18 protein-coding genes and 2 pseudogenes are annotated in these 21,509 nt (G+C 59.8%); 7 read left to right on the top strand and 13 right to left on the bottom strand.

What is annotated here, in order from left to right:
- Nucleotides 1-64: 64 nt before the first annotated feature.
- Nucleotides 65-559, top strand: a complete 495-nt coding sequence (locus NW838_RS09990) for a DUF3531 family protein (protein WP_414343673.1) — start codon at nt 65-67, stop codon at nt 557-559.
- Between the two features lie 12 nt (nt 560-571).
- Here NW838_RS09990 and NW838_RS09985 read toward each other — a convergent pair whose 3' ends face one another.
- Nucleotides 572-2,344 carry a sulfatase gene (locus NW838_RS09985; RefSeq protein ID WP_414427964.1) on the bottom strand — a complete coding sequence of 591 codons (1,773 nt, stop codon included), beginning with the start codon at nt 2,342-2,344 and terminating at the stop codon, nt 572-574.
- 83 nt (nt 2,345-2,427) lie between these two features.
- The gene (gene lptC / locus NW838_RS09980) at nt 2,428-3,378 is read right to left on the bottom strand and encodes an LPS export ABC transporter periplasmic protein LptC (protein ID WP_414427963.1); all 951 of its coding nucleotides are present in this window, start codon (nt 3,376-3,378) and stop codon (nt 2,428-2,430) included.
- A 167-nt stretch (nt 3,379-3,545) separates the two neighbouring features.
- On the opposite strand from lptC, the gene NW838_RS09975 reads away from it, so the two are divergent.
- From NW838_RS09975 to ppk1, 3 genes are read left to right on the top strand one after another with little or no spacing between them, the layout of a single operon-like run.
- On the top strand, nt 3,546-4,415 hold the full coding sequence (locus tag NW838_RS09975; protein WP_414356461.1) for a branched-chain amino acid ABC transporter permease: 870 nt from the start codon (nt 3,546-3,548) through the stop codon (nt 4,413-4,415).
- Nucleotides 4,415-5,374 carry a branched-chain amino acid ABC transporter permease gene (locus NW838_RS09970; protein WP_414356458.1) on the top strand — a complete coding sequence of 320 codons (960 nt, stop codon included), beginning with the start codon at nt 4,415-4,417 and terminating at the stop codon, nt 5,372-5,374. The genes NW838_RS09975 and NW838_RS09970 overlap by 1 nt, the downstream gene beginning before the upstream one ends.
- A gap of 58 nt (nt 5,375-5,432) precedes the next feature.
- Nucleotides 5,433-7,607 carry a polyphosphate kinase 1 gene (gene ppk1, locus NW838_RS09965; protein ID WP_414407338.1) on the top strand — a complete coding sequence of 725 codons (2,175 nt, stop codon included), beginning with the start codon at nt 5,433-5,435 and terminating at the stop codon, nt 7,605-7,607.
- Between the two features lie 78 nt (nt 7,608-7,685).
- On the opposite strand, the gene NW838_RS09960 is transcribed toward ppk1, so the two are convergent.
- A complete protein-coding gene (locus NW838_RS09960) occupies nt 7,686-8,264 on the bottom strand; it encodes a DoxX family protein (protein WP_049749590.1) in 579 nt (192 codons plus the stop codon).
- Between the two features lie 292 nt (nt 8,265-8,556).
- Between NW838_RS09960 and NW838_RS09955 the strand changes: the two genes are divergently transcribed.
- The 3 genes from NW838_RS09955 to NW838_RS09945 all read left to right on the top strand — a co-directional run bounded on the left by NW838_RS09955 (nt 8,557) and on the right by NW838_RS09945 (nt 11,444).
- Nucleotides 8,557-9,648, top strand: coding sequence for an ABC transporter ATP-binding protein (locus tag NW838_RS09955; RefSeq protein WP_148202843.1), 1,092 nt, complete (start codon nt 8,557-8,559; stop codon nt 9,646-9,648).
- Nucleotides 9,649-9,800: 152 nt separating this feature from the next.
- The gene (locus tag NW838_RS09950; RefSeq protein ID WP_414356454.1) at nt 9,801-10,847 is read left to right on the top strand and encodes a GntR family transcriptional regulator; all 1,047 of its coding nucleotides are present in this window, start codon (nt 9,801-9,803) and stop codon (nt 10,845-10,847) included.
- Between the two features lie 114 nt (nt 10,848-10,961).
- The gene (locus tag NW838_RS09945; protein ID WP_414356451.1) at nt 10,962-11,444 is read left to right on the top strand and encodes a hypothetical protein; all 483 of its coding nucleotides are present in this window, start codon (nt 10,962-10,964) and stop codon (nt 11,442-11,444) included.
- Nucleotides 11,445-11,504: 60 nt separating this feature from the next.
- Here NW838_RS09945 and ribB read toward each other — a convergent pair.
- The 10 genes and pseudogenes from ribB to NW838_RS09895 all read right to left on the bottom strand — a co-directional run.
- Nucleotides 11,505-12,653, bottom strand: a pseudogene (gene ribB / locus NW838_RS09940) (3,4-dihydroxy-2-butanone-4-phosphate synthase); the annotation flags it as partial.
- Between the two features lie 473 nt (nt 12,654-13,126).
- Nucleotides 13,127-14,296, bottom strand: a complete 1,170-nt coding sequence (gene moeB, locus NW838_RS09935) for a molybdopterin-synthase adenylyltransferase MoeB (RefSeq protein WP_414356448.1) — start codon at nt 14,294-14,296, stop codon at nt 13,127-13,129.
- 2 nt (nt 14,297-14,298) lie between these two features.
- Entirely contained in the window at nt 14,299-14,580 is a 282-nt protein-coding gene (locus NW838_RS09930; protein WP_011433658.1) for a MoaD/ThiS family protein, read from the bottom strand.
- A gap of 246 nt (nt 14,581-14,826) precedes the next feature.
- Nucleotides 14,827-15,315: a M67 family metallopeptidase gene (locus NW838_RS09925; RefSeq protein WP_011433657.1), complete on the bottom strand. Its 489-nt coding sequence runs from the start codon at nt 15,313-15,315 to the stop codon at nt 14,827-14,829.
- Nucleotides 15,316-15,476: 161 nt separating this feature from the next.
- On the bottom strand, nt 15,477-15,773 hold the full coding sequence (locus tag NW838_RS09920) for a DUF6464 family protein (protein WP_414329336.1): 297 nt from the start codon (nt 15,771-15,773) through the stop codon (nt 15,477-15,479).
- 119 nt (nt 15,774-15,892) lie between these two features.
- Entirely contained in the window at nt 15,893-17,326 is a 1,434-nt protein-coding gene (gene argH, locus NW838_RS09915; protein WP_414427962.1) for an argininosuccinate lyase, read from the bottom strand.
- Nucleotides 17,327-17,479: 153 nt separating this feature from the next.
- The gene (locus NW838_RS09910) at nt 17,480-17,698 is read right to left on the bottom strand and encodes a hypothetical protein (protein WP_414356446.1); all 219 of its coding nucleotides are present in this window, start codon (nt 17,696-17,698) and stop codon (nt 17,480-17,482) included.
- Between the two features lie 471 nt (nt 17,699-18,169).
- Complete coding sequence (locus NW838_RS09905) at nt 18,170-19,867, bottom strand: PP2C family protein-serine/threonine phosphatase (RefSeq protein WP_238376753.1); 1,698 nt, start codon at nt 19,865-19,867, stop codon at nt 18,170-18,172.
- Nucleotides 19,868-19,947: 80 nt separating this feature from the next.
- Nucleotides 19,948-21,117, bottom strand: a complete 1,170-nt coding sequence (locus NW838_RS09900) for a glycosyltransferase family 4 protein (protein ID WP_414427961.1) — start codon at nt 21,115-21,117, stop codon at nt 19,948-19,950.
- Between the two features lie 139 nt (nt 21,118-21,256).
- Nucleotides 21,257-21,509, bottom strand: a pseudogene (locus NW838_RS09895) (MFS transporter); the annotation flags it as partial.

The raw sequence follows: 21,509 nt of genomic DNA, 5'->3' as shown, positions 1-21,509 counted from the left end.
TATCGCTGCATAGTTGAACAGTGATGTTCAGCAGTGTTCAGCGTAAATGTATCAGGAACTGTCCATGCAAGTGGAGTTTCGCGAGTGCGATCCGGGAAATCTGTGGATCTGGTTTGAGTTTGCGGAGCCGCCGGTCGAAGCTGAGCTGGAGTACCTCAACGAGGTGCTGGAGTCATGGTACGTGCTGGGCAAACTGGGCGGATTTAACGCCGAGCGCCTGGTGGCCCAAGAGGCCGAGGTGGATCTGAGCTATCTGGAATATCCCAACGAATCGGATCCCTTGCCTTCCCTAATGCACAACATGGGATCCCTGGAAGAGAAGGACAACTGGGCCCGCTGCTGGTTTGATCTGGGCACCGCCGATGCGATGGCGCTGGATGTGTTGATCAACGCCCTGCGCACCCTCAGCCTGGAATACATCGGCCTCAGCCGCGTGATTATCGGCGGGCAAAATGAGGATTGGCCAACGGCGGATCCGGAGGAGATGGATGACATGGATGACTACGATCTAAACGGCTATGTGCGGGATCACAGGGAGGAGGAAGGAGGGCTGGAATAGCGGGATCCCTGCCTACTCCAAGTAGCCCAGCTCTTGCATCTGCCGCACCAAGTCGGCATCGCTTTCCACATTCACCTTGCGAGGAGCCGTGCTGGGCTGTCGGGATTCTGCCCAGCTCACCCACGTTCTCAGCCCCTGCTGCAGGCGAGCCAGCCAAGCCTGGGGGGAAAGGGATCCCCAGCCGGCTTCCCCCGCCGACCGGTTGCGATAGCGCTGCGGGTCCACATCAGGCAGAGAGGAGACAGGATCCCCGTCGCCGACCCAGAGCAGATCCCGCAGCTCCGCCGGATCCTGCTCCAAGTTGTAGAGGCTGGGACGATCCCCCGTTTGGATGAGCTTGGTCATCCCCTCATAGAGGGCACGGCGGATGTCGTAACAGGCACGCGCCCGCAGCAGGCTGTCGTTACGGCTTTCCATAGCCCGAATGAGGAGGTGGGGCGGGAAGGCTTCGCTGAGCACTGTTCCCTGCTCGGGATCTTCCCCTGCCAAGGTGCGGGCCAAGCTGAGGCGGGCGACCTCGCGGCGGAGCTTGAGGCTGACACAGGGGGCACCGTTGGGGGAAAGGTTGGGGCTAAAGCCGGCAGCTTCCAGGAGGGTATGGAAGAGGCGGCGGGTGGAAACGGGGGTGGCAATGCGTTTTCCTGCCGGGAAGTGGCCGGGATAGCGCAGGATGAGGGGCACGCGGATCAGCTCTTCGTAGACCACAAAGGCGTGGCCGACGAAGTCGTGTTCTCCCAGGCCTTCGCCGTGATCGGCGACGATGGCCACCAGCGTGTTCTGCTCCAGGCCGGTGTGGCGCAGGGTGTCGAAGACGGATCCCAGTAGGTGATCTTGGTAGGCCACCTCAGCATCGTAGATATCCCGCAGCACCTGAGCTTGCAGCGGGGAGAGGGGTTCCGGCAGGGGCGCCATCCAGCGGTAGGGCTGGGCGTTGTATTGGCGCAAAAAGTCGCGGGCCTCGCGGTTGCTTTTGAAATAGGGGGCGTATTTCTGCACAAAGGGCTCCGGCGGCCAGTAGGGCAGGTGGGGCTCCATCAGGTTGACAAAGCAAAAGAAGGGCCGTGCTCCGGGATCCGACCGGCGGCGGGCCATCTGCTGCAGGTAGCGGTTGAGGTCGGCAATCGAGGCGGCGGTGTTGCCCTTGAAGTTCACCAAGCGGGTCCAGAGGGAGGCAAACCAGGGGTGCAGCGCCAGCTGGAAGAGGGCGTCGGAGCGGGCAAAGGCGTTTTGCACCGGGTAGGAGAGCCGCCGCCAAAATTGGGTGTAGGCGGCCAGCCAGCGGTTTAGAGGGGCAGGCAAGGGGTTGCCCTCGGGGGGGCGGGTGGGCAGAGCGCCGCCGTAGTTGTAAAAGGTTTCAAAGCCGCGCCGCAAGCCGTTTTTCAGGATCCCCACCAGAGGGTTGTTGCAAAAGCCCACGGTGGTATAGCCACTCAGCTGCAACAGCTCTGCCAGGGTGGGCAGGGCGGGGCTCAGCTCCAGATCTGCTTGGACGGTCTGGTGGGTGCTGGGGTATTCCCCCGTAAAGAGGGAAGCGTGGGAGGGGATGGTCCATTGGGCAGGGGCGATGGCCCGCTCGAAGAGGGTGGATTCGGCGGCCAGCCGATCCAGGTTGGGGCTGGTGGGCAGTTGGCGGGCACGCTCCGCTTCCGACCAGTAGCAGGAGAGACGATCTGCCCGCTGGGTATCCAGCACGATCAGCAGGATGTTGGGGCGTTCTGCAGCAGCGCCGGCCCTGGCGGGGAAACATCCTGTTTGCGCCACTCGGACGGAGTCCTCAAAGCTCACCACAACTCACCCGATACTTTTCCTTAAAGGTATCCCTATCCTGCCATGCTCTCGGCCAGCTTTCTGCTTCCCCCACCGCCTCCTCAGGGCAAAGTGAGCTGGGTTTGGCTGTTGCCCTGGATCCGAGCGGTGTTGGCCTGCCAATCCAGGATCCCTTGGTTGCCCCTAACGGTCAGAGCCTGGCCGGGCTGGCGGTAGCGCACGTTGCCCTGGGCCTGCAACTGGGTGGAGCCGATGCGCCAGCGGATCTCCTGGGCCTGCAGCTCTTGACCGGTTTGCTCGGCTTTGGCTTGCCCGTTGCCCAATATGCGCAACTCGGTTAGAGGCAGGGGAGCCCGCAACTGCTCGCCCCTGAGGCGCAAAGCTTGTAAGGGAGCGTAAACCTCTACAGACCCTACTGCCTGCACTTCCCCGACGCCAAATTGCCACAGAAAACGGCTGGCAGCCAGCTCCAGATCCGGATCCCGGTACTCTGCCCGCACCGGCTGAGTGGGATCCCAGTTCTCCAACTGCATCTGGGCTTGGCCAAAATCAACGAGCAGCCGCTCCCCCTGCAGGGATCCCTGGCCCTCCAACAGCTCCACTTTCACCTGGCCCTCGGCTTGGAGGCGGCGCTGTTCCGGCAGCCATTCCACCCGTTGGGCCTGCAGACGCAGATTATCCCGCTCTGATTCCACCTCGACTTGACCCCTCAATTCCAGACGTCGTTCGCCGGGGTAGGCAGAGCCTTGCTCGGCGCGGGTGCGGATGGCGCGGTTGTCTTCGTCGAAAAATTCTCCCTCAACGGCCTGCAAATGGGCGGATCCCAACTGCACAGGAGTGGCGCTGCCTTCGGAGGGGGGCTCGTATTCGGCCAGGCGAGCCTGTAAGCGCCAGAGAATGGCACCATCCGGTCTGGCTTGGGTGAGGGTGATGTCTTCGTAGATCAACTGGGGGGTGGAGATGGGCTCGGAAGGCGCATCGGGATCCCACTCCGGCCCGCCACAGCCCGCGCTCAGCAGGGCCAAAACGGCCAGGAAACGGAGGACAGACAAAGACCTGGACTGCATGGATCTTCCTTGGGGGCTTTCTCCCCTACCCTAGCTTTCTTAGGACTCCGTCCCGCTGGCGCGATCAGCCGTATTCTTCCGCTGTGCCGGACGGGATCCCGCTCTCGGCAAACCCGTGGCATCATCAGGGCAAGGGGTTTTCGGGGGCAAGCGTGACCCAACTGTTGCAACTTTTCATTTACGGCCTCGTCTTGGGCAGCATCTATGCTCTGGGGGCAATTGGGGTATCCCTCACGTTTGGCATTTTGCGCTTTGCCAACTTTGCCCACGGGGATCTGATGACCCTGGGGGCCTACTTCGGCCTGACATTTGTTGGGTTGGGTTGGCCAATTGGGGTCAGCCTGATCCCGGCAGCCTTGGCCACGGTACTTTGTGCAGTTGGGATCGACCAGCTCATTTATCGCCGCCTGCGCCGGGAGGCCCCGGTGATCTTGCTCATTTCTTCTTTTGGCACCGCCCTGATTCTGCGCAGCCTGGTGCAGATCATCTGGGGGCCCAACAACCAGGTGTACCGCAGCGGGATCCAGTTGCCGTGGCGGCTTGGAGAGCTGCGCATCAAGCCCGATTGGGCAGTGATCCTGGTGGGAACAGCCCTGTTGGTGGTGGCCCTGCATCTTTTCTTACAACGCACGCGGGTGGGCAAAGCGATGCGGGCCATGGCCGACAATTTTGAGCTGGCCAAGATTACCGGCATTGATACAGAGCGGATCGTCCTCTGGACTTGGGCCATTGGCGCAGCCTTGGCCTGTGCAGCAGGTGTGTTCCTGGGCATGGATACCCGTCTGCACCCCACCATGGGCTGGCGGCTATTGCTGCCCATTTTTGCAGCGGCCATTCTCGGCGGCATTGGTCGCCCTTACGGGGCCATTGCCGGAGGGCTGGTGATTGGCCTAGCGGAAGAGTTTTCCACCTTGGTGATGAACCCTGCCTATAAAACCGGGGTGGCCTTCGCCATTTTGGTACTGCTGCTGATCTTCCGACCCACAGGATTGCTGGGATCCCCGGGTGGGGGGAATGTCTGATGTTGAGCTACGGCATTTTCTTTTTGATTTTGGTGGGGATCTACGGCGTGCTGGTGCTGGGCCTCAATATCCAGTGGGGCTACGCCGGCATGTTCAACATCGGGGTGGGGGCTTTTTTTGCCGTGGGAGCCTATGCCAGCGCCATTGTAACCACACCCCCAAGCGCCGAGCATTTGGGCGGCTTCAATCTGCCCTTTTGGGTGGGTTTTGCCATAGCTGTGGCTGTCGCCGGGGCGATTGCCTTTTTGATCGGGTTGATTACCCTGAAGCTGCGTTCCGACTACTTGGCCATCGCCACCATCGGCATTGCTGAGATCATCAGCCAAATCCTGAGAAATGAGGGCTGGCTGACCAATGGCGTACGGGGAATTACCCGCATTCCACGACCCTTTCGCGGCTGGATCCCAGGTCAGGATACTCTTCTCTACTTGGGCTTGGTGCTGGTCATTTTGGCGGTGGTCTATTGGGCTGCGGAGCGGGCCTATCGCTCCCCCTGGGGGCGGGTGCTGCGGGCCATTCGCGAGGATGAACCGGCAACCATGGCCGCCGGCAAAGATGTGCTCCAGTTTCGCCTGCAGGCGTTTGTGCTGGGATCCATGCTCATGGGGTTGGCGGGGGCCCTCTACGCCCATTTTGTCAATTTCATCAGCCCAGAAGCCTTTCAACCGGAGTTTGCCACCTTTATCGTTTGGGTAATGCTGATCGCGGGGGGCAGTGGCAACAATCGCGGCGCCTTGCTGGGAGCGCTGGTAATTTGGGGGGTGTGGTCGGGCAGCGAGTGGCTCACCAACCGTTTGCCGCCCCAGTGGGCCACCCGGGCTGGCCCTTTGCGCATTTTGTTGATCGGGATCCTGCTCCAGGTGATTCTTCTGACGCGCTCTCAAGGATTGTTGCCTGAACGTCCGCCCAAGCCCGTCTTGGGCATTTCTCCTTCGCCTAAGCAGAACCCCGCAGGATAGGATTGGGTCGGCTCCAGCTGTTGTTGACGTGTTTGAGACAACCCAGCCCTCTGCCGCCATGACTCCGCGCCCCAAGGAAACTGACCCTTCCTGGCCACCCTGCAACCCCGACACGACGGGCTGCCCCCCGGATGCCGGACAACCAGGGATCCGGACTACACCCATCCAAGAGGGCTATGCTCTGCCGGAGCAGTATTTCAACCGGGAGCTGAGCTGGATTGAATTCAATGCCCGGGTTTTGCACGAGGCCCTGGATGAGCGCACACCGCTGCTGGAGCGGCTGAAGTTTCTGGCCATCTTTGAGAGCAACCTGGACGAATTTTTCATGGTGCGGGTGGCGGTGATCCGTCGTCAGTTGGAAACGGGCGTGTTGGTGCTAACCCCGGATGGCCTTACACCGCAGCAGCAGTTGCAGCAGATCTCGAGCCACCTGCGCCCCCTGATTCGAAAATTGCACACTTGCTTCCGGCAGGAACTGGTGCCCAAGCTGGCGGAACAGGGCATTCACATCCGCGATTTTTCCGAGCTGGCCGAGTCGGAACGGCAGGAGCTGCGGGACTACTTTGAGAGGCGTTTGTTTCCAGTGCTCACCCCCTTGGCGGTGGATCCAGGCCATCCTTTTCCCTACATCTCCAACCTCAGCCTCAGCTTGGCGGTGGTGGTGCGGGATCCAGAGACTGGCAAGGAGCATTTTGCTCGCGTGAAGGTGCCCAACACCTTGCCCCGCTTTGTGCCGCTGCGGGATGGGGTGAGCTTTGTGCCGCTGGATCAGGTGATTGCCCACCATCTGGAAGCGCTGTTTGTCGGCATGCAGGTGCTGGAGTACTACCCCTTCCGCATCACCCGGGATGCCGATCTGGAAATCCAAGAGGACGAGGCCGACGATCTGCTGGCTGCCATTCAAGAAGAGCTGCGCAAGCGCCGCTTCGGCTCAGTGGTGCGCATGGAGATTGCCAGCCAAACTCCGGCAGCCATCCGACAACGGCTCAGCGAAGAGATGCGCCTCAACAGTGACTCGGTGTACGAAGTGGATGGCCTCTTGAGTATGGGGGGGGTGATGGCGTTTCTCAGCCTGAATCGGCCCGATTTGAAGGATCCCCCTTGGGGGCCGGTCACCCCGCCCCGCCTGCGCACTGCCTCGGTCAGCGATGAGCCGGTGGATATCTTTGCCGTCATCCGGGAAGGGGATCTGTTGGTGCATCACCCCTACGATTCTTTTGCCGCCAGCGTGGAACGGTTTTTGGAGGAGGCCGCCAACGATCCGCAGGTGCTCACCATTAAGCAAACCCTCTACCGCACCTCCGGCGACTCGACGGTGGTGAAATCCCTCATTCAGGCCGCCGAAAACGGCAAGCAGGTGGCCGCTCTGGTGGAGCTCAAAGCCCGTTTCGACGAAGAAAACAACATCCTCTGGGCCAAAAAGCTGGAGAAAGCCGGGGTCCACGTGGCCTACGGCCTGCCGGGGCTGAAAATCCACTGCAAACTGGCTTTGGTGGTGCGGGAAGAGGAGGGATCCCTGCGCCGCTACGTCCACATCGGTACCGGCAACTACAACCCCAAAACCGCCCGTATCTATACCGACCTAGGGCTGTTCACTTGCGATGAGACCCTCTGCAACGATGTTACGGAATTGTTCAACCTACTGACGGGCTACTCGCGGCAACGGCAATTCCGCAAGCTCTTGGTGGCCCCCAGAACCCTGCGCCAGGGCATGGAAGCCCTGATCCGCCGCGAGATGCGCCATGCCCAAGCGGGGGGCCAGGGGCGTATCATCGTCAAGATCAACTCTCTCACCGACCCGGAAATGATCCGGCTGCTCTACGAGGCCAGCCAAGCCGGGGTGGAGATCGACCTCATTGTGCGCGGCATGTGCTGCCTCAAGCCCGGGATCCCCGGCCTAAGCGAACGCATCCGCGTGATCAGCATCATCGGGCGCTTCCTGGAGCACTCCCGCATCTTCTACTTCTACAATGGCGGCCAGGAAGAGTACTTCATCGGCAGTGCCGACTACATGACCCGCAACCTGGATCGGCGCGTTGAGGTGGTTACCCCTGTGGAGGATCCCGCGTTGCAGCGGGAGCTCAAGGCGATCTTGGACATCTGCCTGACGGACAACCGGCAAGCCTGGGAGTTGCGCCCTGATGGCACCTACGTGCAGCGGCAACCCAAGCCAGGAGAGCCTGTGCGCTCCACCCACCAACGCCTGATGGAGCGGGCCGCCAGCCGCATTTAGCAGGATGACTCTCACTGCTAACCTCTCTCAGAGGGAGAGAGGAGCAGCCTCGCCGCTATCGGGAATGGCCACCAAAGCTCAGGATCCGGTGGTCTTGGCGGCCTCGGCCTCTTCCTCGCCCAGCGCAATTACCCGTTCCGTGGCCTGCAACGAAGACTGCAAGCTCTCCAACTTTTCCCGGCTGGCGCGGTTCAGCCACGACTCGATTGCATTCACCAAGAGCTGATCCACAGAGAACCAGCCCCCCCCATTCACCGCAAAGGCCAAGAAGATCGCTGCGTAAATGGCCGACAGCTCCAGATAGGGAACGCTAAAGCCGGCCACTTTGATGTGGTGGAACATGGCCACTGCCATCGTGGCGAACAAACCCAACGCTGCCCCGCGGGTCAACAAACCCAGCGCCACCATGGGGGCTGCAATCAGCTCGGTATAGGCGGCTACATAAGCAAAAAAGATCGGGAAGGGCAACCCGATCACTTCTACATAAGCCGTCGCAAATCCTTCGATATCTGCCAGTTTGTCAAGGCCGTTGTGAATCATGAATAGCCCTGCCACCACCCGCAAAACGGTCCACGCCACTTGAGACCAGCGCGGAGTTACGCTGTCGTGACGCAAAGCTGAGGCGAGTAGCACGGGAAACTGCTGAGAGGGTGCCATAGGATAAAACCTGCGATGCAAAGATGAGCAAAGACTCTAACTTATTGTAACGATTCTAAATTTCTGTAACAAGATGGGGTTCAGATCCCCAGTGGTCAAGGGATCCCATGCAAAAACAAGGCCTCCGGCCCGCTTTCGCGACCGGTCGGGTGGGTTTCCGGCGAGCTTTCACCGCAGGCGATTGCGCCACACTATCTCTGCTCTTGGCCTGGGACTTTTCCGGCCTTGCTGAGACCTGTCAACCTCTGTAAATGGATCCCTCATAATGGGTTCATTTGCTGCCTGTGTCGATATGGTTGCCGAATCTGTCCTCGCCTCTGATGTCAGCTCCGCCAAAGCCCAAGCCGGGAGAGAGGAGGGATCCCCACCTGCCATTCGTTTGCGGAGGGTCAGCCGCAACTTTTCCGGGATCCAAGCGGTGGACGGGGTGGATTTGGAGGTGCAGCAGGGGGAGTTTTTTACGTTGTTGGGGCCGTCGGGTTCGGGCAAAACCACCTGTTTGCGGATGATCGCGGGCTTTGAGCGTCCGGATGAGGGGCAGATCGAATTGAACGGCCAGAATGTTTTGGGTCTGCCGCCCTACCGACGGCCTGTGAACACGGTGTTTCAGGACTATGCTCTCTTCCCCCACATGACGGTGGCGGAGAACGTTGGCTACAGCTTGATGATCCGCGGCATACCGCCGAAGGAGCGCCAAAAGCGAGTGCAAGAGGCGCTGGAGCTGGTACAACTGCCCGATCTGGGATCCCGTAAACCCAGCCAACTTTCAGGGGGGCAACGGCAACGGGTGGCCTTGGCGCGGGCTTTGGTTGGCCGACCGCAGGTGCTCTTGCTGGATGAACCTTTGGGGGCGCTGGATTTGAAGTTGCGCCAACAGATGCAGTTTGAACTCAAGGCCCTACAACACCGCCTTGGTCTCACCTTTTTGTACGTCACCCACGACCAAGAAGAGGCCCTGACCATGAGCGATCGTATTGCCGTGTTCAATCGCGGGCGCATCGAACAGGTGGGATCCCCGGCAGAGCTCTACGAGCGACCTGCCACCCGGTTTGTAGCCGGTTTTATCGGCCAAACCAACTTGATCGAGGGATCCCTGGCGGAACGATGCGTGGGAGAAGCGGCCCTGTTTGCTTTGCGCCCGGAGCACATTCGGATTGACTTATCTGAAGAAGGGATCCCCGATGGCCACTGCCGCTTGCGGGGACGGATTTGCGACACTGCTTATCTAGGGGCTTTCATTCGCTATCAGGTATGGGTGTCGGGCTGTGAGGTGAAACTTTTGGCTGTGCAACCCAACCCCGGCCTGAATTTGCAGCAGTTGCCGGAAGGGACGGAGGTGACTTTAAGTTGGGATCCCAGCCGGATGCACCGCATCCCCGAATAGGGCTCTCAATCCCGATCTCCTCTGGAGCTTGTCTATCCGGCGTCGGCGCTATCTTGCAGGCAGTTGACACTCCCGCCGACTGAAGTCGAGGGATTCTTACGTAGCCCAGAAACGGGCTCGCAACGGCGTTGTCAAAGGGAGAAAAACGGGCCATGATGCGCATTTCCATCCAGCCGGGGAGCGGGATCCCTGGCTCCGTGCAGCTCTTTAATTTGCTCTGCTTCGCCATTGCCTGTGGGCAGTTTCCTCCCGGCTGCCGCCTGCCCAGCACCCGTCAATTGGCTATGCAAACAGGCCTGCACCGCAATACCATCCACAAGGTTTACCACCAACTCGAGGCTATGGGCCTGGTGGAAACCCGCGCTGGATCTGGCATTTACGTGAGCCGCTCCGCCCGCCAGGTGGTTAACTACTCTCGCGGCCTGGGGGAAAACCTGGATCGATCCCGACAGGTCCTGGAGCAGGTGCGCCAGGGCATCGACCAGCTGCTGCAGCAGGGGTTTTCTTTGGAGCAGGTGCGGGATCTGCTGCTAGCGGAGATCGATTGGCGATTGCGCTGCAGTGCCCAAGTGCTGGTGTGTGTGCCCAACCGGGATTTGGGTACAGGACAACTGATGGCCCAGCAAATCCAGCAGACTTTGGGCATCCGGGTCCAGTTGGTGCCCCTGGAGGAGCTGGCCACCGTTCTGGATCAGATCCATTCCGGCACTGTGGTGACGCTGCACTATTTTCTCAGCGCCGTCGAAGCCATTGCCCAGCCGCGAGGGGCCCGTGTTCTGACGGTGGAGGTGTCTGACTACGCCCGTGAAATTGCCCTGATCCGCCAATTGCCTTCCTACGCCTGTCTGGGGCTGGTGAGCATCAGCACTGCCCTGCTGGAGGTTGCCGAGGTGATTGTCTACAGTCTGCGGGGAGACCTGCTGGTGCTGACGGCAGTGATTTTCGATGCTGAACGGGTGGGATCCCTAATCCGCCGCGCCCATACGCTGATTTGCGATGAGGCCAGCTACCCCACCCTGCGGGTCTTGGTGCGCCAAGCCCGAGCCGATCTAATCCGCACACCCAACCTAGTCTGCGCCACCCCCCACATCGGAGAAGCAGCCATGGCCGAGCTGCGACGGGAACTGGGTGGGATCCCTGGAGCCGGAGGGGATAGAGAGGCGGGCGGCAGCGGTTTGCAGAGTAAAGAAACGCATTAAGCCTTGTTGCAGGTGAGCCATTTTGCGGATGACAGGCTGCCCGATATCGTGTTTAAGTGGAAATACGGTAAAAGCTTACTCACTTTGATTCATCGCTGATCAGTCTTTACACGTATGGTGATCCTCGACTACGCCTCCGCCGATCATGACCATGTGGCGGTCACCCGGGAAGGTTTCTGGGAGGCCATCCGCTTCCAGAACCATTTTTATGTTTTCAACCGGAGCTTTTCGCGGCTGCAAGAGGCCATTGACAGTTGCCGCTACGACATGGATCACGGATCCCTGATCAGCCTGGTGGTGGTGCGCCCTCAGGGCTATGAAGTGTGGTCGCAGGTGGGATCCGACATTCCTGTCCTGCCGAAGCAACTCTTGAGCCCCACAGCCAGGGACTCCGTCTCGCCGGCGCGCCAGTGCTCCGCACCCCTGTCACCAGCGCGGAAGCGTCGCATAGCAATGACGGCTCCATCGGGGCCCGAACGTCCTTTCTGGTCTTTCTGGGGCTGGGGATCCAAGGCTTATGTAGTGGACGGCGAGCCGGCTGCACCCCAGCCTTTGTTTTACCGCAGCCCTCGGCCCTACAACGCGCTACAGGCTTGAGCCGGAATCGGTTGCGCCAGCGTCGTGCAGCAACAGTTTCAGGGAACAGGACGGCTCCACATGCAAATTGAGATCCGGCTCTTCCACCAGCAGGGGCACGCGCTCGGCCACTTCCAGGCCAAATCCTTTCAAGCCGCTGATGTGGCGAGAGGTATTGCTGATCAGGCGCATTTTGCGCACCCCCACATCCCGTAGGATCTGGGCTCCGATGCCGTAATCGCGCAAATCCATGACCACCGGTGGCGCGGTTTCAGAAAGTCCCAGATCTTGCCGGGCGTAGGACTTGATTTGCTCGATGAGACTCAGCTCCTGCTCTTGCCGGCGCAGGTACACCAGCACCCCCTTGCCCTGGTGGCCGATCATCTTCAGGGCCGCTGTCAATTGGCGGCGACAATCGCAGCGCAGGGATCCCAGCGCATCCCCTAGGGGACACTCCACATGGACGCGCACCAGGACGGGCTCAGCGGCAAATTGGGTCGGATCCCCTTTCACCAGGGCCAGGTGCTCGACTTGGTTGAGGCTATCGCGGTAGCCGTAAACCCGAAACTGGCCAAACTCCGTTGGCAGGGTGGCGGCAGCCTCTCGGTGAACCAGTTGTTCGGTGCGCAAGCGGTACTCGATGAGGTGGGCGATGGTGATGATCTTCAAATCGTGCTGACGGGCATATTCGATCAACTGGGGCAGGCGGGCCATGGAGCCATCCGGGTTTTGGATCTCGCAAATCACCCCTGCCGGATACAGCCCGGCCAACATCGCCAGATCCACCGCTGCTTCCGTATGGCCAGCCCGTTTGAGTACTCCGCCCTCCCGTGCCCGCAGCGGAAAGACATGCCCAGGCCGGCGCAGATCTTCCGGTCGCGTGTGCGGGTGAATGGCCGCCTGAATGGTGCGAGAGCGATCGGCAGCGGAAATGCCGGTGGAAACTCCAGCCTCTGGCCCAGCATCAATGCTGACGGTGAAGGCAGTTTGGTTGCTGTCGGTGTTCTGCCCCACCATCAGCGGGATCTTCAGCTCATCGAGGCGGGATCCCTGCATGGCCAGGCAGATAAGGCCCCGCCCGTAGGTGGCCATGAAGTTGATAGCTTGGGGCGTGGCAAACTGGGCAGCACAGACCAGATCCCCTTCGTTTTCTCGGTTTTCGTCATCGACCACGATGACCATGCGACCACACTTGAGGTCTTCGAGGGCTTCGGGGATGGAGTGGAAGATCGTTTCTGTCTCGGCCTGCGGGATGGCACTCATGGAAAAAGGGAGAATCTGGCGCAACCGGCCCTGCGCACCGGATCTACCGGATCTATGGTGACATACTCCCGCACTCATGCTACGCGAAGCAATCCGTGCCGCTAAAGCGAGAGGGTGCGGGCTTCAAGGACTCCGTCCCGCTGACGCGAACAGTGACTCCAGTTAAGGACATTTCCTGAGCTTAAGGACTCCGTCCCGCTGGCGCGAAAAGGACGGGATGCCCCACCGCCCTGTACTTGATGTTTATAGCGGCAGTGCATAAAACCCTGCCACCTTGATTACAGCACCAATGAGGACAAAACACCATGCTCCCGCCTCTCCTCCCGACCCTCACCCCGGCTAGTCACTAGCTACTAACCACTATCCACTAATAGAGGGCGGGGCTTCCCGGCGGTCTAGCTAAAGCAAACTGGGCAACAGCTAGGGATCCTGAGACAGGGTCAGTACTTGGGAATCGAGGGATCGTAAGCCTCTGCCCAGGCGAGGATCCCCCCGCGCAGGTTTTTTCCTTGGATCCCAGCAGCTTGTAGGATCTTCAGGGCTTTGGCCGAGCGTGCCCCACTCTTGCAGTGGACGATCAGCTCTGAGCCGTTAAGGAGGCGACGCACCTGCTCCACCCCGTCGCCGTTTTCAATTTGGGGCAGGGGGATCAGGTGAGCACCAGGGATCCGGCCTATCTCCCACTCGTTCGGGTTGCGCACATCGACCAGCACAAAGTCTTGCTGGGCATCGAGGCGGGCTTTTAGCTCAGCCACGGTGATCTCCGGGATCTCCGCTTGGCCAGCCTGTTCGGCAGCTTGGGCTTGTGGGATCCCGCAGAACTGCTCATAGTCGATAAGCTGGGTGATGGGAGGAGTGGCGGGGTTTTTGCGCAGCTTCAGCTCCCGGAAGCTCATGTTCAGGGCATCGTAAAGCAGCAGCCGCCCACTTAGGGTTGTGCCCACGCCCAGCAGGATCTTCACGGTTTCGGTAGCTTGAATAACACCGACGATGCCGGGGAGGATCCCCAACACTCCCCCTTCGGCGCAGGAGGGCACCAGTCCTGGTGGGGGCGGCTCGGGGTAGAGATCCCGGTAGTTGGGCCCATCTTCGTAGTTGAAGACCGTCGCTTGTCCCTCGAAGCGGAAGATCGAGCCGTAGACATTGGGCTTGCCCGTCAACACACAGGCATCGTTCACCAGGTAACGGGTGGGGAAGTTATCGGTGCCATCCACAATCACGTCATAGTTGGCAAACAGCTCCAGTGCGTTGTGGGCCTTCAGGGCGGTGTTGTAAACATCCACTTGACAGTGGGGGTTGATCTCCAGGATGCGGTTCTTGGCCGATTCCACCTTCGGCTTGCCCACCCAGGAGGTGCCGTGGATCACCTGCCGCTGCAGGTTGGACACATCCACCACATCAAAATCGACAATGCCGATCCGCCCCACGCCGGCTGCCGCCAAGTACAGCAACAGGGGCGAGCCAAGGCCGCCTGTGCCGATGCACAGCACTTTGCCCGCTTTCAGCCGCTTCTGTCCTTCTAGGCCCACCTCGGGCAGGATCAAATGCCGAGAAAACCGCTCCATCTCTTCGCGGGAGAGGCTGACTTGGCTGGTATCCAGGTTCAACATGCTCACAACCCTCCAGCAATAGCGGGAACGATGCTGATGACGGCTTGTTCTCCCACGGGGGTGTTGTTGCCTTGGGGCAACGTGCGCACATCCTCGTCGTTGAGGTAGACATTGACAAAATTGCGCAGCTTCCCATCCTCGGTGTAGAGGTGGCGCTTCAGCTCGCCATAGCGGGCGATGAGGTTGCCCATCACTTCGCCAACATTGCTGCCCTCGATCTCGACAGCTTCCAGGTTGTCGGTGTAGGGGCGCAGGGGAGAGGGGATCAGAACTTTGGTTGCCATGGGAGTTCGGGGAGAGATCTTGGGTATCTACTGGAGACTTTTGAGGATCCAGAGGATCTGGGCTGACCTATCCGTTTGTCGATCTTGTTGGGGCTGTCTACTGACTTTGAGGATTCAGCTATGTTACAGACAAGGTTCAGCACTAGACTACCGCTTTTTCCGGTGGTATCCATCCCAGCTTTCAAGGATCCCAACTGAACTTAGCCGTGAATTTCAGCCTCAAACAGCGGCAAAGCCCAAACGACTCTAGCTTGCCAAAGCCGGGAGTGGGGGGATGCGAATGTCTTCCAGCATCTGCATCGGCTCCCGTTGGGGCTGCTCCTGCTCATCCAAAACCCAGCTCACCACCTCTTCTGCCTTGCCCTCGCGCACACTGACGATCACACAGGAAAAGCCCCAAGGAAAAGCATGCTGCCGATCAAACTCGGAGGGAATGGCCGCATGGTTGGGATGGGAATGATAGGTGCCCAGGATCCCCAGCCCTTTGCGCACCGCATGGTCGTTGGCCCGCTTGAAATCCGCCGGATCGATCAAGAAGCGGCGGCGGCTGGATTCCCCGTCTGCCAGAGGGTTTTCCGCTTGATCCCAGGTGTTGGTCACCGACCAAAGCTCGTGGATGATCTTGTCGGATCCCCGGATTTCCCCAATTAAAATGCCGCAGCTCTCGTGGGGAAAGGCTTGTTCGCCGTGCTGGCGGATGCTGTGAAGGTGGTCTGCCGAGAGGTAGAGGGCCATGAATCTCGCCTTTGCCGATGGAGTTACCGTTCTTTTATTCTGGCACAAGTTGGCCGGGGATCCCTCAACTTAGCTACAGCGGATGCCATTGGGGCGCAACGGGCAGGCCGTTCCGCAGAGGCCGCCGCTGCTGAAAATGTTCGGCCACCAGTGTGGCGCGGTCAGACCCGTCCATCGAGTGAACCCAGAGGTGGCTCTGGCTTTGGAGGGGTGACGGGGGCATAGTGGGGGCAACCCTGGCACGGCCCTTGGGGATGGACGGCACAGCGCAACCAAGCCGAGTGGGCACTGAAAACACAAGAGGGATCCCCCAGGGGTGGGCCAAATTCGCCGGCCCGTTGACGGCGCAGCAGCACCACTTGCCGTCGCCAATCTTGCAAAAATCGGCTGTAGGCGCGTTCCCGCCAGCGACGCTTGGCCGCATTTTCGAGGACGTGGGCGGTGAGGTTATCCAACATGGAACGATACCCAGGGAAGAGGCCAACAGGCTGGGAGTTGCGTTGGATGGCTGAGAACCTCAGGATGGCACACACTGGCGAGAAGAACCCAAGAATTGCAAACTCTCCTTGAGTTCAGTTTAAGTTTGTGGAGTTTCTTCCGATGGCTCTGGCTGCTGGTGGCGGGCCTGGGCCCGTTGCAGGGCTTCTCGCACCACAGCAAAGCCCGTTCCCCCGGCGCTGAGCCGCGTGGCCACCACCTGGCGGGGCTCAATGGCCGTCAAAATGTCCGCCTCAAAGGCCGGGTGGAAGGTTTTCCAGCGCTCCAAGGGCAGATCCCGCAGCAGGATCCCCTCTGCCAAACAAATGCGCACAATCTGCCCCACCAAATCATGGGCTGTGCGAAAGGGGATCCCTTTGCGCACCAAGTAGTCGGCCACATCGGTGGCGTTGGAGAAATCTTCCTGCACAGCAGCCGCCATGCGCTCAGGTTGAAATTGGATCCCTTCCCGCAGCAGAAGGGTCATCGCCTCTAGGCAGGCTTTCAGGGTATCGACCGTGTCGAATAGCCCCTCTTTGTCTTCTTGGAGATCTTTGTTGTAGGCCAGCGGCAGCCCCTTCAAGGTGACCAACAAAGCCTGGAGATGGCCAAACACCCGCCCCGCCTTGCCGCGCACCAACTCCGGCACATCGGGATTTTTCTTCTGGGGCATGAGGCTGGAGCCGGTGGCACAGGCATCGGTGAGGGTGACAAAGCCGAACTCCTGGGAAGCCCAGAGGATCATCTCTTCCGAGAGGCGGCTGAGATGCACCAAAATCAAGCTGGCGGCAGCGTGGAACTCCACCAGGTAGTCTCGGTCGCTGACGGCATCCAAGCTGTTGGCGCTGATCCGCTCAAATCCCAGCAGATGGGCGGTGAGCTGCCGATCAATGGGCAGGGAAGTGCCGGCCAAAGCTCCGGATCCGAGAGGACAGACATTCGCCTCTTCCCGCACCCGCCCCAGCCGTTGCCAGTCTCGCCAGAGCATTTCTTCATAGGCCAAGAGGTGGTGGGCTAAGCTAATCGGCTGAGCCCGTTGCAGATGGGTGTAGCCGGGCAGGATCGTCTCCAGATGCCGCTCGGCCAAGTCCAACAAAACTCCGCGCAGCTCCCAGAGGGCTTGACGAAGGTGATCGATCTGATCTCGCAGATAGAGACGCAGATCGGTGGCCACTTGGTCATTGCGGGAGCGCCCGGTATGCAGTTTTTTTCCCACTTCCCCCACCAAAGCCACCAAACGACGCTCGACGGCGTAGTGGACATCCTCTGCCTCTGGATCGGGCCGGAAGGTGCCGGCAGCCGCCTCCTGTTGGATCTGCTCCAATCCCTGCCGGATCTGGTCGGCCTCTTGCCGGGTCAGGATGCCACAAGCGGCCAACATTTGCACATGAGCCAGGGATCCGGCCACATCGTAGGGCAGCAGGCGGATGTCGAAGCCGATGCTGGCGTTGAAGCGGGCGATGGCAGGATGCAGGGATCCCTCAAAGCGCTGGCTCCAGGGGCGAGGGGTGGAAGTTACCGTCGGCTCAGACATTGGCTGGGAACCGGAAGAATGGGGAGAAGGATTGACCACCGTAGGAAGACCCCACTGCAGTTGTGGAGAAAAAACACAGAAACCGACCGCCGACGGCCAAAACCCCGCCGGCCCAGGCCCAATGGATCCAGCTAGAGCAATGGTGACAAGGCCCTAGTGGGAGCTGGTGATGCTCTTGAGCATGTAGCCCACTACGATCCCTGCCAAGAGCGCCCAAATTTGGCCCGATTCCACAAAGCCATTCCAACCCTTGCGGATATCGCCCAGCACATCCTGTCGGAACACCTGCCCGACAATCATTTCCGTCTGGAAAGCCGCGGGGGCCGGCAAGTAAACCGAGGCGGTTTCAGACCCAGAAGGAGAGAAGTTCATGGTTGTACCTCAGGTGTAGATAACACAGTGCAGCCAACCTGGTAGCTCCACCAGCTAGAGCGTACCGCTCTGAAAGACCTACGAAACGCCAACAAACACTTCCACTCACACCGGCGGCGCGGAGTGCTCAGCGTCTGCCGCGCTTCTGCTTTCTTCCTGCCTTAACGAACTATGGCTGGCAGCAGAGATCACCCCCACTGCCCCGCCAGAGGGATCTCCACAGGCGTGACTTCCCCGCAAGCTGCAGGTAGCCGCTCCTTGCTCTCTGAGAGAGCTACACAGACTAAAGCTGGAGCAGGCTTTAGCCCATGCAGAACGCATGCCAGAACTAACCAACTAGCCTAGTAGTCCGGCAAAACCACGTCAACCAACCCACCGTTGCTGCCCAGCCCAGTAGCGTTGAGTAGCTTGCTTGAGCTATTGTGAGCGTTGCGGCCTGCTGTCATTAACCCTGAGTTTGAACTTTTTTAGCTAGGCTGGCTCAGAGTCCGGCAACACCTTCAACACCACCAGCGTTGTGTCGTCCACGGGCTCAGGCCGCAGGGAAATCTCGTCCTGCAACAGGAGCTCTGGATCCTCGGGCAGCCATAGGGGAAGAGGATGGGATCCCCGACGGCCTCGGAAGGCATCCATCTGCTCAAACAAGCTCTCCAAAATGTCTTCGGGGGAGTCGTAGCGACGGGCAGCGTACTGGATGGCGTCCATCAGCCCAGAGGTTTCCAAGCGCTCGCCGCGGGTGTTGGCTGTCTCCGTGTAGCCATCGGTGTAGTACACCACCACATCCCCGGGTTGCAGTTGCACGCAGCTTTCCGAGTAGTGGCTGTTTTCTTCCAAGCCGATCAGCGCCCCCTCTGTGTCCAGGGGTTGAATTTCTCGGGTGCGGGCCTGCCACCACAGGGTGGGGTTGTGGGCCGCGTTGCTGAAGCAGAGGCGATGGGAGCGGGGATCGTACTCCGAATAAAACAGGCTGATGAAGCGATTGGAGTTTTCCAGGTCACTGTACATGGCCCGGTTCAGATGTTGCAGAACACGGGCCGGCGAATGGCGGTTGAGGGCCTCCGCCCGCACCATGGCGCGGGTCATGGTCATCAACAGGCCGGCGGGCACCCCTTTGCCCATCACATCCCCAATGACGATGGCCAAGCGAAAGCCTGCCGTTTCTTCAGATGAGTCGGATGTTTCCAGGCGTTCGCCGGGAATCTTGATGAAGTCATAGTAGTCGCCCCCCACTTTGCTGGCCACCCGGCAACGGGCTGCCAGGCGAATCCCCTTGACTTGAGGGCACTCCCGAGGTAGCAGTTGGGTCTGGATGTAAGAGCCAATCTCCATTTCTTTTTCCAGGGCCATCTTGCGGCGCAAGGCTGCCGTCAAGCGGTCATTTTCGATGGCCACCCCTGCCTGATCGGCGACCAAGCGCAACAGTTGTTGGCGACGTTCATCCCAGTGGTAGCCAGGCTGACGGCTGAAGACGTACAAGCGACCCTGGACAGAGTTGCGAATCAGCAGCGGCGTGCCGAAAAGGCGTACATCCGGCCCCAAGCTCTGGCGGAACCGTTCGTCCAAGAGGTGTTCAAGGGCAGGGATCTTAACAGACAGGGATCCCTCCGTTTTGAGAATGGGCTCTTGAGCCGAGAGGGTCTGGGTAATTTGCTCCATCTCAGCCCGAATCTGCTCGCGGTGATTGAGATCGGAACAATGCAGTTGATCCAACTGGATGGTGCCGTTGGGATTGAACAAAACCAGGGCTCCGCCTTCGGCATCGGTCAGTTGGCTGGCCACAAAAGCCGTCAGCTCCAGGATCTGGTTCAAGTTGTTAAAAGAGCGCAGAGCAAAAGCCAGCCACGCCAGCAGATACTGCATCCGATGGTGTTCTCTCTCCAGTTCTGCCACCCGATCCGGCATTGCAGGGGCAGGCACAATGGCCGGCTTGACCTCCGGCAGCTCTCTATCATCGGACGCAACGGCACCTGAAGAGGTGGGATCCTCATCCTGGCCGGTCTGAGCTGAGCGCAAGTCCCCCGAATTGTCCGTGGGCGACAGCGACGGAGCATTGGGGGGGAGGGGATTTTTGCCCGAATCCTGGGCCAGCAAGGACTCTGACCACAAAGAATCTGACAGCCCGGCAGGGGGCTGCCCTAAAACGGCCTTTTGGGGGCTGTGATCATCCATCGGGAAGACTGGCGTTAATCCCTTGGAAACGTAACGAAACAGCTTAGCAAAAATATCACAAGCTTCATCACACTCATCCCTCACACCCAGCGATGCTGACGGGATCCCTGGCACAGTTCCCGGTAGAGCTGTTCCACCTGGTTGATGTTGTGGCTGAGGGTATAGCGCTCCAGCACCCGCTGGCGGGCCTTCATCCCCAGCAGTTGGGTAAACTCCCGTTGATCCCGCAGCAAAGGCAACAGCGTTTGCAGCTCCGCCGTCACCCGTGTCGGATCCAGCAGGATCCCGGCTCCATCGGCCAAAACCTCGCCATCGGCACCCACATCGGTGGCCACTGCTGCCAGCCCACAGGCCATCGCCTCCAACAGGGACAAAGAGAGCCCCTCGATTAAAGAGGGCAAAATAAACACATCGGCTCCTCGCAAGATCTCGATGCGTTGCTGCTCGTCGGCAATATAGCCCAGCCAGTGGATCCCATGTTGAAGGGTGTAGAAGGGCTTGAGGGTGTTGAGCAGCGGCCCATCCCCCACGATCAGCAGACCACACTTCTCCCCCATTTGGGAGTGTTTCCAAGCCTTGAGCAGGGCCTCCAGGTTTTTCTCCGGCGAAACCCGCCCCTGATAGACGAAGATCCGCTCCAGTCCCAACCGCTGTTTGAGGGTGGAGGGCCCAGGCGCGTACTTGTCCACATCCACACCATTGGGAATGACCACCACCTGCTGGGGGCTCACCCCCAGTTTGACCAAGATCTCCCGTTGCGTTTCCGAGAAGACGATGGTGCGGTGATAGTTGGCCAAACACGGTGCGTAGAGCTGGTAGGCCAAGTATTGGGTGCGAGAGGCGATGTTGCGCCGCCGTCGGTCGAAGGCAGGGTGGAAAGTAGCCACCAGCGGCTGGTTGAGCTCAGCGCAGATCTCCGGCAACACAAAGTCGATGGGAGAAATGGTCAAGGAGGCATGCACCAGATCCGGCTGCAATTCCTTGAGGGCCTGGGTGAGCAACCGCTTGGCGTTGGGGGCCGGGATCGTGTAAATCTGCGATTTGTACAGACAGGGGAGGGAAACGTCTCGACGATCCAGCTCCGCCCTCCAGCCTTCACCACCGGGATCCAGAGCGGGCGATTGGCCGTCGTTGGTGAAGTGAAAAAAGCTAACCTGATGTCCCCGATCCAAAAGGCCGTTGGTCACCTCGCGGCTATAGGTGACGTTGCCACAGAAAGGTGTTTTTTTGCCTATCCAGGCGATGTGCATGGGCGGATCCCCGCGGAGCTAAAACGCTGAGCTGCAAAGGGAGTCTCGATGCTCAAGCCTCTACAAGAGTAGCAGAGTTAGCTCCTGCCTTGGCCCGTCCCCTCGGAAGAGGATATCCAACCTCGCGCTGCGGCAGGATTTACGAGACCTCTCTGCCCAATAGGCTCCAGGTGTACAGCCCCGCCAGCCCCGCCAGAACAGACAGGGCCACAAACATCCAGGGAAGGCCAAGGCGGGCTTCTGCCAATCCCGTGAACACCAGCGGCAAACTGAGGGCAATGTTGGCGGCGTTGTTCTGGAGCCCAAAGATCTTGCCTCGCAGATGGTCAGGCGTTTCCTCTTGGATAAATGTCTGTCGCTTATACACAACTGACGATGCCGACGAATAGAGA

This window comes from Synechococcus sp. R55.2 (genome assembly GCF_047462075.1).
In the GTDB taxonomy this organism is placed as follows: domain Bacteria; phylum Cyanobacteriota; class Cyanobacteriia; order Thermostichales; family Thermostichaceae; genus Thermostichus.
Note: the sequence above shows the minus strand (reverse complement) of the source record. Positions and strands in the feature narration are given on the sequence as shown.